Source organism: Streptomyces sp. AC512_CC834 (assembly GCF_019049325.1).
GTDB lineage: Bacteria > Actinomycetota > Actinomycetes > Streptomycetales > Streptomycetaceae > Streptomyces.
The window spans coordinates 234,597-249,703 of record NZ_JAGMUO010000097.1 but is presented as its reverse complement, the minus strand read 5'-3'; the positions used below and the strand labels follow the sequence as shown (position 1 = coordinate 249,703).

11 protein-coding genes and 1 pseudogene are annotated in these 15,107 nt (G+C 71.5%); 8 read left to right on the top strand and 4 right to left on the bottom strand.

Annotated elements, in window-relative coordinates:
• Positions 1-25: 25 nt before the first annotated feature.
• The gene (locus KUM40_RS28665; protein ID WP_217169086.1) at positions 26-973 is read left to right on the top strand and encodes a LysR substrate-binding domain-containing protein; all 948 of its coding nucleotides are present in this window, start codon (positions 26-28) and stop codon (positions 971-973) included.
• Between the two features lie 9 nt (positions 974-982).
• On the opposite strand, the gene KUM40_RS28660 is transcribed toward KUM40_RS28665, so the two are convergent.
• Complete coding sequence (locus tag KUM40_RS28660; RefSeq protein ID WP_217169085.1) at positions 983-1,714, bottom strand: TetR/AcrR family transcriptional regulator; 732 nt, start codon at positions 1,712-1,714, stop codon at positions 983-985.
• 113 nt (positions 1,715-1,827) lie between these two features.
• Between KUM40_RS28660 and KUM40_RS28655 the strand changes: the two are divergent.
• A pseudogene (locus KUM40_RS28655) lies at positions 1,828-3,990 on the top strand (MMPL family transporter); the annotation flags it as partial.
• A gap of 105 nt (positions 3,991-4,095) precedes the next feature.
• Here KUM40_RS28655 and KUM40_RS28650 read toward each other — a convergent pair.
• The 3 genes from KUM40_RS28650 to KUM40_RS28640 form a co-directional block, all read right to left on the bottom strand.
• Positions 4,096-4,767 (bottom strand): CBS domain-containing protein, encoded by a 672-nt coding sequence (locus tag KUM40_RS28650; RefSeq protein WP_217169084.1) that lies wholly within the window; start codon positions 4,765-4,767, stop codon positions 4,096-4,098.
• Positions 4,767-6,926 (bottom strand): SpoIIE family protein phosphatase, encoded by a 2,160-nt coding sequence (locus tag KUM40_RS28645; RefSeq protein ID WP_217169083.1) that lies wholly within the window; start codon positions 6,924-6,926, stop codon positions 4,767-4,769. The genes KUM40_RS28650 and KUM40_RS28645 overlap by 1 nt, the downstream gene beginning before the upstream one ends.
• A gap of 112 nt (positions 6,927-7,038) precedes the next feature.
• The gene (locus KUM40_RS28640; RefSeq protein ID WP_217169082.1) at positions 7,039-8,400 is read right to left on the bottom strand and encodes a family 43 glycosylhydrolase; all 1,362 of its coding nucleotides are present in this window, start codon (positions 8,398-8,400) and stop codon (positions 7,039-7,041) included.
• 236 nt (positions 8,401-8,636) lie between these two features.
• Between KUM40_RS28640 and KUM40_RS28635 the strand changes: the two genes are divergently transcribed.
• From KUM40_RS28635 to KUM40_RS28610, 6 genes are read left to right on the top strand one after another with little or no spacing between them, the layout of a single operon-like run.
• Complete coding sequence (locus KUM40_RS28635; protein ID WP_217169081.1) at positions 8,637-9,902, top strand: ROK family transcriptional regulator; 1,266 nt, start codon at positions 8,637-8,639, stop codon at positions 9,900-9,902.
• Positions 9,889-10,773 carry an ABC transporter permease gene (locus tag KUM40_RS28630; RefSeq protein WP_217169080.1) on the top strand — a complete coding sequence of 295 codons (885 nt, stop codon included), beginning with the start codon at positions 9,889-9,891 and terminating at the stop codon, positions 10,771-10,773. Before KUM40_RS28635 ends, KUM40_RS28630 begins: the two co-directional genes overlap by 14 nt.
• Entirely contained in the window at positions 10,770-11,582 is an 813-nt protein-coding gene (locus KUM40_RS28625; protein ID WP_217169079.1) for an ABC transporter ATP-binding protein, read from the top strand. Before KUM40_RS28630 ends, KUM40_RS28625 begins: the two co-directional genes overlap by 4 nt.
• A complete protein-coding gene (locus KUM40_RS28620; protein WP_374227435.1) occupies positions 11,579-12,604 on the top strand; it encodes an aliphatic sulfonate ABC transporter substrate-binding protein in 1,026 nt (341 codons plus the stop codon). The genes KUM40_RS28625 and KUM40_RS28620 overlap by 4 nt, the downstream gene beginning before the upstream one ends.
• Positions 12,601-14,121, top strand: a complete 1,521-nt coding sequence (locus tag KUM40_RS28615) for a sulfatase-like hydrolase/transferase (RefSeq protein WP_217169078.1) — start codon at positions 12,601-12,603, stop codon at positions 14,119-14,121. The genes KUM40_RS28620 and KUM40_RS28615 overlap by 4 nt, the downstream gene beginning before the upstream one ends.
• A 26-nt stretch (positions 14,122-14,147) precedes the next feature.
• A complete protein-coding gene (locus tag KUM40_RS28610) occupies positions 14,148-15,107 on the top strand; it encodes a formylglycine-generating enzyme family protein (RefSeq protein ID WP_217169077.1) in 960 nt (319 codons plus the stop codon).

Sequence of the window (15,107 nt, the reverse complement as noted above, 5' to 3'; positions counted from 1 at the left end):
CGTACAAGCGCCCTACAATCGCTCCGTGCTCCATTCGGGACGACTGCGACTGCTCAGCCTGCTGGACACGCTCGGCACCGTCCGCGCGGTCGCCGACACACTGCGGCTGAGCGCGTCCACGGTCTCCCAGCAACTGGCGGTGCTCGAGACCGAGACCCGGTGCCGGCTGATCGAGCGGACCGGGCGGCGGGTGCGGCTGACCCCGGCCGGGCTGCTGCTGGCCCGCCGCGGCCGCGAGATCCTGGACCGGATGACCGAGGTCGAGGCGGAGCTGCGCGCCCTGAACGACGAGCCCATCGGCACCGTCCGGCTCGGGGTGTTCCAGAGCGCGATCTACAGCCTCGCGGTCCCGGCGGCGACCCGCCTGGCCACCACCCATCCGCACCTGCGCCTCGAACTCGTCGAGATGGAGCCGCACGAGAGCGGCCCCGCCCTGCGCTCGGGGGAGGCGGACGTCATCGTCACGACCACCGACTACTCCGGTCTCTCCTGGGGAACGGACCTCGAGGTCATGTCGCTGGGCAGCGACTCCGTCGTACTGGTGCTGCCGCGGGGCCACCCGCTCGCCGCCCGCACCGCGGCGAACCTCGCGGCGTGCGAGGAGGAGACCTGGGCCTGCGACCGGCCGCAGTCGTACATGGCGGACCTGACCGTGCGGCTGTGCCGCGAGGCGGGCTTCGAACCCCGGGTGGCCTGCCGGTTCAGCAACTACCTGATGCTGCTGCGGCACGTCGAGTCGGCCGGGTCGATCGCCCTGCTGCCCGCCCTGGCGGTCACCGCGGACCATGCCGTCGTCACCCGGCGGCTGAGCCCACCGGTGCACCGCAACGTCGCCGTCGTGGTGCGCCGTGGCACGCCTCGGCGCGCCGCGGTGAACGCGGTCATCGCCGCGCTCCGCGACCACCCCGAGATCCCGGCCCTGACCGCCCCCGACCCCGCCCATGAACGCCGGGGCGACGGCCAGCGTCCCTGAGGGCAGGGGTCAGGCGGCCGGTATCCGACGGTGGATGTCCTCGATCATCATCCGGACCGACGTGCGGAAGGTCTCCGCCTGATGGTCACCGATGAACGAGGTGTGCCCGAACACCTCAAGCACGACCAGGCCGTGCACGTGCCCCCACGCACTGAGAAAGAGGGAGACCGCGGCGGGCGGCAGGTCTCCCTGGGCGTTCGAAGGAAGCTGTCGCAGATGCTCGCGCAACGGGGGCGACAGCGCGGGCACGTCGGCCGCGGCGAGTTGTGCCGGGGTGAAGCCGTCGAACAGCTCGCGCTGGAAGACCGCTCCCATCCGGCGGACCGCCTGGGTGGTCGGGCCCTCGACGGGCGCCGCGTAGTGGCGCAGCGGCGTCCCGTAGAGAAGCTGGAAACGCTCCGGATGGGCGATGCCCCAGCCGCGGTAGGCCTCGGCCACCACCTCGAGCCGAGATGTGGAGGAGTCCTCGACGACGGTGCCGGCGGCGTCCTGCAACACGTCGGAGAGGTCGCCGTACGCCTTGGCGATGAGCGCCGTGACGAGGGCGTCCCGATTCGGGAAGTAGTGGTAGAGCGCCTGCACGGTCATGCCGAGACCGCGGGCGACCGCGCGCAGGGACAGCGCCGCGGGCCCGTGCCGGCTGATGTGCTCCTCGGCGGCGTCCACTATCTCCTGGACGGCGGCGCTCCGGCGCCGCTCACGCAGGGACGCGGGAGCCGGGGTGGTTCGGTCTGCGGGCATGCGGCGAGCCTAGGGCGCAGTCGGCTGACGGCACATCAAGAAGCCGAACACTGTTAGGTAAATCTCACACTGCCAAAGCGCGCGGCGTCTCACCAACGTCATGTCGCGGCGACGCCGGCCCGTTCGGCAAGCTGAAGGGGGGAGGCTACGACGATCCGGCCTCCCAGTCCACCCTCGCCGGGAAGGCCATCGAGGAGAAGTTCGGCGGGGAGACGAACCTGGTCCTGCTGGTACGCGGTCCCGAGGGCGGCGTCGACGCGCCGGCCGCCGAGCGCGGCGGCCGGGCCCTGGTGGCGGACCTCGGGCAGGACCCGAGTCTCGAGAACGTCGTCTCGTACTGGGACGCGAAGAAGTCCGCCCTGCGCTCCGAGGACGGCCGTGAGGCCCTGGTGCTCGCCCATGTGAAGGGCGACGAGACACAGCAGCGGGAGAACGCCAAGACCGTCGTCGACGACTACTCCGGACCGCGCGAGGGCGGGCTCACCGTCCAGGCCGGGGGCGGCGCCGCCGTGGGCAACGACATGGCGACGCAGACGCCCAAGGACCTCCTGCCGGCCGAGGCCATCGCCGTACCGCTGACCCTCCTGCTTCTCCTGGTCGTCTTCGGCAGTGTGGTCGCGGCCCTGCTGCCGCCGGCCATCGGGACCATCGCCATCGCGGGCACGTTCGCCGAACTCGCCCTCCTCGGCGGCTCCGTCGACGTGTCCGTGTCCGCGACCAACCTCACCACCGCCCTGGGGCTCGGCCTGGGAATCGACTACGCCCTGCTGATGATCAGCAGATTCCGGGAGCAGCTCGCGACCGGGTCCACCGTGGACGACGCCGTCCGTCACACGGTGCGGACGGCGGGCCGCACGGTCGCCTTCTCGGCCGCCACGGTGGCCGTCGCGCTCGCCGCCCTCCTGGTCTTCCCGCAGTACTTCCTGCGCTCCTTCGGCTACGCCGGCGTCGGTGTCGTCGCCATCGCGGCCATCGGCACGCTGTTCGTGATGCCGGCCCTGTTCGTCGTCCTGGGGCACCGGGTCAACAGCGGGCGGATGCCCTGGGCAAAGCGCACCCGCACAGGCACCGGCACCCGCGGGCCCCTGTGGGGACGCCTCGCCGACACCGTGATGCGCCGCCCCGCGCTCACCGCGCTGCCCGTGCTGGCCGTGCTGCTGGTGGCGGCGAGCCCGCTGCTGGGCATCACCCTGGGCGCCCCGGACGAACGCGTGCTGCCCGAGGACGCCCAGAGCCGCCAAGTCGCCTCCGTGCTGCGGGAGAAGTTCAACGGCAACGACGACGCCGCCCTCCACGTCGTCATCGACGAGGCGGTGGACAAGGGCCCGTTGGGCACCTACGCGGCCGAACTGTCCGGGCTCGAGGGCGTCGTCCGCGTCGAGACCGGCACCGGGACCTACGTGGAGGGACGCACCGCGGCGGCCGGACCGGGCAACGCGGCCCTCGGCCGCCCCGACGCGCAGCGGATCACCGTGGTGAGCGGCCTGACGCCCAGGTCGGACGAGGCCCAGGAACTCGTCCACGAGGTGCGGGCGGTCGCACCGCCCGCCGGGACCAAGGCTCTGGTGGGCGGCGGGGACGCCCAACTGGTCGACTCCAAGGACTCCATCAGCAGCCGGCTCCCGCTCGCCCTGGGGCTGGTCGCCCTGACCACCTTCGTCCTGCTCTTCCTGTTCACCGGCAGCGTCGTGCAGCCGGTGCGTGCGCTGGTCCTCAACGTGATCAGCCTGGGCGCGACGCTCGGCGTCATGACCTGGATCTTCCAGGACGGCAACCTGGCCTCCCTGATCGGCGTCACACCGCAGCCGATGGAGGCGTCGATGACCGTGCTGATGTTCTGCATCGCCTTCGGCCTCTCCATGGACTACGAGGTGTTCGTCACCAGCCGGATCAAGGAGCTGCACGACCAGGGCGCGGACACCCGCACCGCCGTGACCGACGGCCTCGGCCACACCGGCCGCATCGTCACCGCGGCGGCCTGCCTGCTCGCGGTGAGCTTCTTCGCCTTCGGGACCGCGAAGATCAGCTTCATGCAGATGTTCGGGCTGGGCAGCGGACTGGCCATCCTCATCGACGCCGTCGCCGTACGCGGCGTCCTCGTCCCGGCCGCGATGCGTCTGCTCGGCCGCTCGGCCTCGTACGCACCGCCCTTCCTGCGCAGGTTCCACGGGCGGTTCGGTCTCAGCGAGGGCGGCCCCGCACCCGCGCCCGCACCGGCCGCGGTGCCGGGGCCCAGGGCGGAGCCGCCCCAGGTGAAGGACTCGACCGAGGTCTGAGGACACCCCGCCGCACTCCGCCCGTGTCCGTCTCCACTTCCCGGAGCCGGGCACGGGCGGGCCCGTCCCACCCGGGCCAGGGCCTGTCGGACAGGCCCCCAGGGGTCAGGAGGCGACCGGGACCGAGCCCCCGGCGCCGGCCTCTCCCGCCGCTCTGAACTCCACGGCGACGACGCCGTCCACGTTCCTGCAGTGCTCCTCCAGCGCCGGGGCGGAGACATGGCCGGGTAGCCGGCCGCTGAGCACCACATGTCCGTGCGTCACATCCACCTGCACCGACGAGGGAGCCAGGCCGAGTGTCTTGACCAGGGCCTCCTCGATGATCTCGGTGCGGATCGCGCGGTCCGTGCGCAGGAAGACCCGCAGCAGGTCGCTTCTGCTGACGACCCCGGTCAGTTGCCCTCCCTCGTCGACCACCAGGAGCCGTTTGATGCCGTGCCGCGCCATCACACGGGCGGCGTCGACGACGCTCCAGGTGTCGCGTGCACAGACCGCGGGGGAGGTCATGAGCCCCGCCGCGTCCGTGGCGGACGCCTTGCCCCCGGCCGGCCGGGACCCGTTCGCGTACTCGGGTGAGCCGTCGGGCTCCTGGCCCCACATCTTCTGCAGGAGGTCCGCCTCCGACACCACCCCCACGGGACGGTTCTCCTCGTCCACGACCGGCACCGCGGTGATGTCGTACTCCAGCAACAGGTGGGCGATCTCCTTGAACGGTGTGCCGCGCTGGACGCGGACCACGGCGTCGCTCATCAGATCGCGCACCCTCCGGTGTTTCATTAAGCGTCTTCTCCTCCGCTGCCGGCCTGCGTCGAGGGGCGTTCGTCCTTCTTGCCTGTGAAAACGATCGGTCCGCCGCAGGAGTGCCCCGCCGCCGACACGCGGGGACTGATGAGAAGCAGGGCGATGTCGTCGCCCGGCGCGGGCGCGTGCCGGATGAGGGTGTCGGCCATGGCGTCGAGGTCGCCGGGATCGCCGTGCTCGAGGAGCCCGGCGAGGGCCGCGATCGCGTCGTCGAGGTCGACACCTGGCGCCTCGACGAGTCCGTCGGTGTAGAGGGCGAGCACGCTGCCCGGCGGCAGCGGGAACTCCAGCGAGGGATACACGGTGTCCGGCTCGATGCCCAGCAGCAGACCGGGCGGCACCCGCAGGCGTTCGATGCGCCCGTCGGCGTGGCGCACCAGGGGAGGGGGGTGGCCCGCGAGGGCCACGCAGGCGCGATGCGTGGCGAGGTCGAGGTGGACGTAGGCACAGCTCGTGAACAGGCCGGGGTCCAGGTCGGTGAGCAGCCGGTTGGTGCGGGCCAGGACGTCGTCGGGCGGCGCCCCCACGGTGGCGTGGGCGTGCACGGCGGTGCGCACCTGCCCCATCAGCGCCGCGGCGTCCACGTTGTGCCCCTGTACGTCGCCGATGGTGACGGCCGCCGTGTGCTCGTCGAGGCGGATGACGTCGTAGAAGTCGCCGCCGATGCCCAGGCCCCGGGCTGCCGGGAGGTAGCGGGCGGCGACGTTCAGGCCGGGCACGCGGGGCAGGGTGTGCGGCAGCAGGGCGGACTGCAGGCGATGGGCGAGGTGGTGTTTGGCGTCGTAGAGACGGGCCCGGTCCAGGGCCTGCCCGACCAGGCCGGCCAGTGAGGTGAGGGCGGCCCGCTCACCGGGCGGGAAGACGTGGGGCCGCCGGTGGGCGAGAAGGAGGGAGCCGATGGGGCGGCCGGAGGCGATCAGCGGCAGCACGGCCCACGCGGCCATCCCGTCCTCGTGCACGGTGGCCGGGTAGGCGTCGTGGAGTTCGTCGAAGGTCGACCAGAAACCCGGGACACCCGTGGCCATGACGTCGACGCCGGGGATGGCCGAGGTGAGGGGAGCGCCGTCGTAGTGCTTCAGGACCTCGGTGCGGTAGCCGCGCTGACCGACGATCTTCAGGCGGCCGTCCTCCGGGGCCATCACCACCATGGCCTGCGCGCCCAGGGCGGGCATGAGCTGGTCGGCGGTCTGTTCGACCACGTCCTGCACGCCGACGGCTTCGGTGAGCGTGGAGGCCAGGTGCATCAGGTGGTAGAGGACGGTGGCGCGGCTGGGCCCGGAGGCCGGTATGGACCCGGACGGGGGCGCGTCCGTCTCCGGGCTGCCGCGAGTGATGCGGACGCTCAGCCCGGTGGCGTCAGGGTAGAGGTCGAAGGCCAGCCACGTCTCCGGGGGCCGCAGGACGGTGAAGGCCTGCGGCCGTCGGCTGACCAGCGCGGCCCGGTAGCGGTCCTCGACGTGCGGCACGTCCATCCAGGGCAGCGCCTCCCACGGCAGCGCGCCCACGAGGTCGGAGCGATCGGCACCGAGCAGGCCGGCCGCGGCCGGGGTGACGAAGGTGAGGCGTCCTTCCAGGTCCAGCGTGCAGGACCCGCCCGGCAGCCGGTCCACGAAGGCGGACAGCGCGGCCGCCTCGACGGGGGAGGGCGTGCGGGGGGCGGGTGGCGGCAGGGTCCGCGGCCGGTCCGGGGGCAGCAGCGACTCGCCGCGGTCGGCCGCCCGCTGCAGGCTCTCGCCCAGGCGGTGGCAGCCCGCCCGGATGACGTCCTGCTCGGCGCCGCTCAGCCGGGCCGGATGACTGCCGGGCCACAGCAGCACCAGCCCGCCCCGGACGGTGGTGCCCGAGACGAGCGGTGCGGCCGCCAGCCCGAAGTCGTACGGCAGGACCAGCGCCAGCCGCGGATACTCGCGTGCCATCTCCTCCCGGCCGCCGGCCCACACCAGGCGCCGGCCACGGACGGCGTCCGCCACGGGCATCGGATCACCCAGGCCGACACGCCGCCACGGAGCGGCCATCTCCTGCGGGACCCCCGCCACCAGGACCTGCCACACGGCGTTCTCGCCCGGCGGCAGTACGTACAGGAGTCCCCCGAACGCACCGCTCGCCCGCACCACGGCGGCCATCGCGGAGTCCATCAGCCGTCCACTGCCCGACGCCGGACACCCCGAACATCACGCATATCTGGACACTACGCCCGTCCCGCCGCGACGGCACGCGAGGGCGCGGCCCCCACAGGACGGCTGCCGTTCAGTGCCGGGTGCCGTGTCCGTCCGACCCGCGCTTCACGTACAGCCGGCCGTCCGACGGGCCGGTCCACTCCAGCCGTACGACACCGGGCACGGCGGACTCGGCGGTGCGCGAGGCGTCGGACCAGTAGCCGGCCGCCGGGTTCAGGAAGTACGTCGCCCACAGGTCACCCTTGTGATCGGCGAAGAAGTTGTTGTGACCCGCGCCGACACCCGCGGTGTACCGCTTCGAGTACGGGCCCTCGAACCGGTCGGCCACGGCGACGATCGCGTCGTACTGGTACTGCACCCGGCCCGCGGCGGGCACGTCGTAGGCATGGCGGACGGTGCCGTCGGCGTTGACGGACGTCCGGTCCCACGCGGCATGCACGAGGTGGTACTTGCCCCTGTACTTGAACACGTAGGCACCCTCGAGATACGGCTCCGGCGAGTAGGGCTGCTGCCGGAACGTCGGGAGGTCCGTCGTCGTGACGATGTCCTCCATGTCGTCCCGGAACTTCGCGTACAGGTTGTTGTGCAGCACGAGCCACGCGTCGTCGCCCTCGGAGTAGAGGCCGCCGTCGATGTGGTGGTACGCGCCGGGCTCGATGAAGCTCGGGCCCCCGATGAACGAGTCGCCGAAGGGCTTGTCCAGACTGCCCTCGATCAGCCGGTACGGGCCCTCGACCCCGCCCTCGCTGACGAGCATGAACGAGCCGACCTTCTTGGCGTAGTCGCCCGTGCACGCGACGAGGTACCACTTGCCGCGGAAGTGGTGCAGCTCCGGGGCCCAGGCGTGACCGCGCTTGCCGAACCTGTCGTCGTACCAGTACTCCTGCCAGGGGGCGACGACGGTGCGACCGGGGCGGTTCTCCCCGACGAACTCCGGCGACCACACCTTGCCCTTCTCCGCGCCGGGCCGGACGCGGGTGGTGTCCGCCAGCTTCCAGGGGCCCTTGAGGGAGCGCGACGTCCAGACGAAGATGCCGTCGTTCCAGGGGCTCGCCGCCTCGAGGCCGGGGACCCTGGAGGTGCCGGTCGCCACGTAGAGCGGACGGCCGTCCACGACGAAGCAGTTGACGTAGGTGTCGCGCATCCAGACCGTGCCGCGCTCCTTGTCGCGGGGGCGCAACTCCAGCGGGAGGACGAACGAGTTGTCCTCGCGCGGCCACAGGTCGACCCGGGTGTCCGCGGCGCCGTAGGGCTCGGGGTCGGGCCAGTTCCGCGGATGCCGCCGTGACGCCTCCGCCGTCGCGGACGCCGCAGCGGGCGCCGTAGTGGGAGCCGCCTGCGCGGCGCTCGCGGGCAGGGCGAACGCCGCCCCCAGGCCGGTCGCGCCGGCCAGCAGGGATCGTCGGTGCAGTCCGTGCTCGGCATCGGTCATCAGACGCGTTCTCCTTCGTCCTCCCCGTCCGGGAACCGAGGAGCGGCACACGAGCCGCACGACGGGGGTATGGCGCACAGCATGCGAACGCCCGCACATTTACGTCAACAGGGCGGACGAATAATCCGCCTTGGCCGACCCACGCAGGGCCCAGGCCACCAGGCATTGTGAACGCTTCATTGCATCTTTCTGTCGGAGTGTTGACGGAATAATCGAGCCTCCCTACCTTGACCGGCATGCAGATGCCCAGCGGAGTGCACGCACTGGTCAGGCGGACCCACGAGGAGCGCGTGATGCGTGCGCTGCAGGGGAACGGCGCCATGAGCCGCGGTGAGATCGCCCGGGTCGTGGGCCTGTCCCGCACCACCCTGTCCGAGATCACCGGCAACCTCCTGCAACGAGGTGCCATCGTCGTCGTGGACACCGACGCCTCGCGGCGCGAGGGCAGCGGCCGGCCGGCCGAACGGCTGGCGCTCGACCCGGCGTCGGCGCAGTTCATGGGCGTCGACTTCGGACACCGCCGCGTCCACGTCGTCGTCGCCGACGCGGCGCACGAGATCATGGTCTCCGGCTCCGTCCGGTACGAGGACACCGCGACCTGGGGGACCCGGACCGAGCTGGCCCTGGGGCTGGTCGACCGGCTGAGCAGCGAGGCCGGCGTCCACTACGGGGCGTTGCAGGGCATCGGCATCGGAGTGCCGGGTCCCTATCCGGCCCCTCAGGGGGCGGCATGGCCGCGCTCCACCACGGGGGCCACGGTGCTCCGCCCGGCACCCGAAGGCGTCGACGTGGCCTTCGCCGAACGCTTCGACGCACCGGTGATCGTCGACAACAACACCCGCCTGGCCGCCCTCGCCGAGGCGATCAGCGGCGCCGACAGCGTCGCCGACCTGGTGTACGTGCGGCTGTCGGACGGGGTCGGCGGCGGTCTCGTCGTCGGCGGCCAGTTGGTGACGGGCTCGTCGGGGCTGGCCGGGGAGCTGGGGCACGTGACCGTCGAACCGGCGGGCCGGCCCTGTCGGTGCGGCAAGCGTGGCTGTCTGGAGACCGTGGCCTCGGTGCCCGGAATCCTCGCCGCCTGCTGGGAGTTCGGCCTGCGGCTGGAGAACCTCGACGACCTGGCGGCCGCCGTCGCCCGCGCCCACCCCGTGGTGGACCGGGTGCTGCGGGAGGCCGCGGGGGCGCTGGGGCGTGTGGTCGGCGCCGCGACCATGATGCTGAACCCGGCGAAGGTGGTCGTCGGCGGCGAGATCACCCGGCTGGCGCCCGTCCTCGTGGAGCAGGTCGCCGCCACCCTCGCCGCCGAGATCTTCCCGACCGCCTCGGCCGGCCCCGTCGTCGCGGCGGCCCGGCTCTCCGACGACGACGGCGCCATCGGCGCGCTGGCCGCGGTCTTCCACAGCTCTCCCCTCCTGGCGAGGTATCCCGAAACCGCCGACGTGAAGGGCCGTTCCGATGCATCCGACTCCGCCACCGAAGGAGCCGCCCATGTCCGTCCTTGACAAGCAAGGTGCCGACCAGCGGCACCCGCAGCCCGAGAAGCGGCCCGGAGTCCCGCCCGACGCCGACCCGGGCGACCCGGCTGATACGGGCGACACCAAGGCCACGCCGGAGCGTGCCCGCTCCGGCCGGCGCGGGCTGTCCCTGGCCCTGAACGCGGTGTCCGTCGCGCTCGGCATCGCGATCTGGTGGATCCTCGCGTCCGCCGGCCTGGAGCTGCCGACACCGCCACAGGTCGTGTCCCGGGCCGGCACGCTGATCGGCGACGGGACGCTCGCCGACGACGCCCTGGCCAGCCTGAGGCGGGTCCTCATCGGCTTCTCCCTGGGCACGGCCGTGGCCGTCCCGGTGGGCTTCCTGATGGGCTGGTACGGCATCCTGCGCGGACTGATCGAACCCTGGATCCAGTTCTTCCGCACCATCCCGCCGCTGGCCATCATCCCGCTGGCCGTGGTCGCCATGGGCATCGACGAGACACCGAAGATCTTCGTCATCTTCCTCGCCGCGTTCCTGGCCTGCGTGATCTCCACCTTCCAGGGCGTGGTGAACGTCGACCGCACCCTGATCAACGCCGCCCGGGTCCTGGGCGCGGGCGACGCCACGATCTTCGCCCGTGTGGTGGTGCCGGCGTCCACGCCGTTCATCCTCGTCGGCATGCGGGTCGGCCTCGGCTCGGCCTGGGCCACCCTGGTCGCCGCGGAGCTGATCGCCGCCCAGGAGGGCCTCGGCCACCGCATGCAGTACGCGCAGCTCTACTACGACCTCCCGACCATCTTCGTCGGGCTCATCTCGATCGGAATCCTCGGTCTCCTCATGGACCGCGTCCTCCTCCTCGCCGAACGCCGGCTCACCCGATGGCAGGAACGCCGATGACCAGCACACCCGCCAAGATCTCCGTCCGGCACGTCACCAAGACCTTCTCGCTGGGCCGGGAGACCTTCACCGCCCTCGACGACGTGTCCCTCGACATCGCGGACCACGAGTTCGTCACCGTCGTCGGCCCCTCGGGCTGCGGCAAGAGCACCCTGATGAACATCCTCGCCGGTCTGGAGACACCCACGGCGGGCCGTGCCCTGGTGGACGGCGCCCCGGTCTCCGGTCCTGGCCCCGAACGCGGCGTCATCTTCCAGCAGTACGCCCTCTTCCCGTGGCTGACCGTGCGTCAGAACGTCGAGTTCGGCCTGCGGACCACGGGCGTGCCGAAGCGCGAACGCCGCGGCCGGGCCGAGCACTTCATCGAACTGGTCGGCCTGGAACGCTTCGCCGACGCCCTTCCCAAGACCCTCTCCGGAGGCATGCGCCAGCGCTGCGCCATCGCCCGCGCCTACGCCGTCGACCCCTCGATCCTGCTGATGGACGAACCGTTCGGCGCCCTCGACGCGCTCACCCGGGTCAAACTCCAGGAACAACTGCTCAAGACCTGGAGCCAGGACAAGCGCACGGTCCTGTTCATCACCCACGACGTCGACGAGGCCGTGTTCCTGGCCAACCGGGTCATCGTGATGGCGGCCCGCCCGGGGCGCGTCTACGACGTCATCGACGTCGACCCCGCGATGGTGCGCGACGAGGCGTTCCGGCTCAGCCCTGAGTTCGCCGCACTGCGCAACCGGGTGTGGCACTCCGTCTACCACCAGGAAGGCCGCACCGCCGCCCTTTCCGGTGCCCACTCCTCGACGTCATGACCCGGAAGGGACTCACCACCATGTCACCCGTCCTCACCCGCAGGCATCTGTCCACCACCCTCGCCGGCGTGGCCGCGATGGCCCTGCTCGCCGCGTGCGGCAGCGGCTCGTCCTCCGGCGGCTCGGGAGACAAGGTCCGCTTCGGCTACATCAACGACTTCAACGGCGCCAGCCTCATCGCCATCGCCGAGGCCAAGGGCTTGTGGAAGAAGCACGGCCTGTCGGCCGACGCCAAGGTCTTCACCAACGGACCGCTCCAGATCCAGGCCCTGGGAACGGAAAACCTCGACTTCGGGTACATAGGCCCCGGCGCCATGTGGCTCCCCGCCTCCGGCCAGGCCAAGGTCGTCGCCGTCAACACGCTCGGCAACTCCGACCGGGTCCTCGCCCAGCCGGGCATCACCTCGATGCAGCAGCTCAAGGGCAAGACCGTCGCCGTGCCCGAGGGCACATCGGGGGACATGATCCTCACCCTCGCGCTGGAGAAGGCCGGGATGACCAAGGACGACCTGAAGGTCGTCCCGATGGACCCGTCCACCATCGTCTCGGCCTTCTCCTCCAAGCAGGTCGACGGGGCGGGCTTCTGGTACCCGGCCGCCGCGACGATCAAGAAGCAGGTCCCCGACCTGGTCGAACTCGCCAAGAACGCCGACTTCGAGGAGGACGTGTCCTTCCCCACGGCCTTCGTCGCGGGCAACAAGGTGGTGGACGAGCAGCCGGAGAAGACCAAGAAGGTCCTCGCGGTGCTGCGCGAGGCCATGACGTTCCGCTCCGAGCACACCGACGAGGCGATCGAACTCACCGCGGACAAGCTGAAGATCCCCGTCGACCAGGTCAAGGCCGACGCCGCGAACAACAAGGTGCTCAGCGTCGCGGAACTCGACAAGCTGACCAAGGACGGCACCATCGTCACATGGCTGGAGGGCATGAACGACTACTTCGTCGACACCGGCAAGCTGAAGAAGCCCGTCGACCCGAAGACCTACTACACCGGCGACCTCTTCACGGGAGCGGGCAAGTGACCGACTCCGGCGCCCAGTCCGGCGCGAGCAGGAAGAACATCCTCTTCCTCATGACCGACCAGCACCGGACCGACACGCTCGGCGCCTACGGCAACGCGCTGGCGCACACCCCCGTACTCGACGAACTGGCCGCCACGGGAACCCGCTTCGACCGCTGGTACACCCCGACCGCGATCTGCACCCCGGCCCGCGCCAGCCTGCTGACCGGTCAGGCGCCCTTCCGGCACAAGCTCCTCGCCAACCACGAACGCAACGTCGGCTACCTCGAGGACCTGACCGAGGACCAGTTCGCGTTCTCCAGGGCGCTCCGGGAACACGGCTACAACTGCGGCCTCGTCGGCAAGTGGCACGCCGGCAACCGGCGTACGGCGGCCGACTTCGGCTTCGACGGACCCGAACTGCCCGGCTGGCACAACCCCGTGGACAACCCCGACTACCTCGCGTACCTCGCAGAGCACGGGCTGCCGCCGTACGAGATCAGCGACCGGGTCCGCGGCACCCTGCCCAACGGCGGTCCCGGCAACCTGCTGGCCGCCCGGCTGCACCAGCCCGTCGAGGCCACCTTCGAGCACTACCTGGCCACCCGCGCCATCGAACAGCTCGAGCGGTACGCCGCGGACGCCCACGAGCGCGACCGGCCCTTCTTCCTGGCCCTGCACTTCTTCGGACCGCATCTGCCCTACATCCTGCCCGACGAGTACTTCGACCTCGTCGACCCGGCGGACGTGGAGCTGCCGCGGTCGGTGTCGGAGACCTTCGAGGGCAAACCGCCGGTCCAGCGCAACTACAGCGCGCACTGGACCTTCGACACGATGCCCATCGAGACGACCCGCAAGCTCATCGCGGTCTACTGGGGTTACGTGGCGCTCATCGACATGCAGATCGGCCGCGTCATGGCCGCCATGGAGCGACTCGGACTGGTCGACGACACCGCGGTGTTCTTCACCTGCGACCACGGGGAGTTCACCGGCTCGCACCGGCTGCACGACAAGGGCCCCGCGATGTACGAGGACATCTACCGCACCCCGGGCCTGCTCCGGGTCCCGGGCGCCCCCGGCGGCCAGGTGCGCGACGAGTTCGTCAGCCTCCTCGACTGCACCGCCACCATCCTCGAACTTGCGGGCGTCGACCCGAAACCCGCCGTCGACTCGCGCAGCCTGCTGCCCCTCGTGCGGGGCGAGGCGGTGGACTGGGACGAGGACATCGTCTGCGAGTTCCACGGCCACCACTTCCCCTACCCGCAACGCATGCTGCGCGAGGACCGGTACAAACTCGTCGTCAACCCCGACTCCGTCAACGAGCTGTACGACCTGCGCACCGACCCGGACGAGCTGCAGAACGTCTACGCCCATCCCGAGCGGGCGGAGGTCCGCGGCCGCATGATGCGCCGGCTGTACGACGTGCTGCGCGAGCGCGGCGACAACTTCTACCACTGGATGACGTCGATGTACGACGTCGGAGAGGTGGGACACGACCCGACCCTGAGCGGGCTCGACGAGTCCACCTACCAGGCGTAGCAGCCCGCGACCCCCTTCGAGGACCCATGACCCGAGATCACCGCCCCTGTTGCACCCCCGCCGGTCCGCCCGCGGCCGTCGCCGTGTCCCCTCCGGCACCGGGGCAGGCCGCCCGGACGCGCTCGACCCGCGGTCAGGTGCTCGTGCCGGGCGGTGAGTTCGCGATGGGAGACGCCTTCGGCGAGGGGTACGCGGCCGACGGCGAGACACCCGTCCACCCGGTGGCTCTCCAGCCCTTCCACATCGACGAGACCGCCGTCACCAACGCCCACTTCGCCGGCTTCGTCAAGGCGACGGGCCATGTGACCGACGCCGAACGCTACGGCTCCTCGGCGGTGTTCCACCTGGTTCTCGATGCGCCGTCCACCGATGTCCTCGGCAACGCCGCCGGGGCCCCCTGGTGGATCAATGTGCGGGGCGCCCACTGGCGCCGCCCCGAGGGCGCCCGCTCCGACATCAACGGCCGGCAGAACCATCCCGTCGTCCACATCTCCTTCAACGACGCCACCGCCTACGCGCGGTGGGCCGGCAAGCGCCTGCCGACCGAGGCCGAGTGGGAGTACGCCGCGCGCGGGGGACTGGCCGGCCGCCGCTACGCCTGGGGCGACGAGCTGACCCCCGGCGGCCGGTGGCGCTGCAACATCTGGCAGGGCAGCTTCCCGCACGTCAACACGGCCGAGGACGGCCACCTGACCACCGCACCCGTGAAGTCCTTCCGACCCAACGGCTTCGGCCTGTGGAACACCGCCGGCAACGTGTGGGAATGGTGCTCCGACTGGTTCTCGCCCTCCTACTACGCCGATGCGCCGCCCGCGGACCCGCACGGCCCCGAAACGGGGACGGCACGGGTCCTGCGCGGCGGCTCCTACCTGTGCCACGACTCCTACTGCAACCGCTACCGCGTCGCCGCCCGCTCCGCCAACACCCCGGAGTCGTCGTCCGGCAACCTCGGCTTCCGCTGCGCCAACGACTCGGCAGGCACCTAG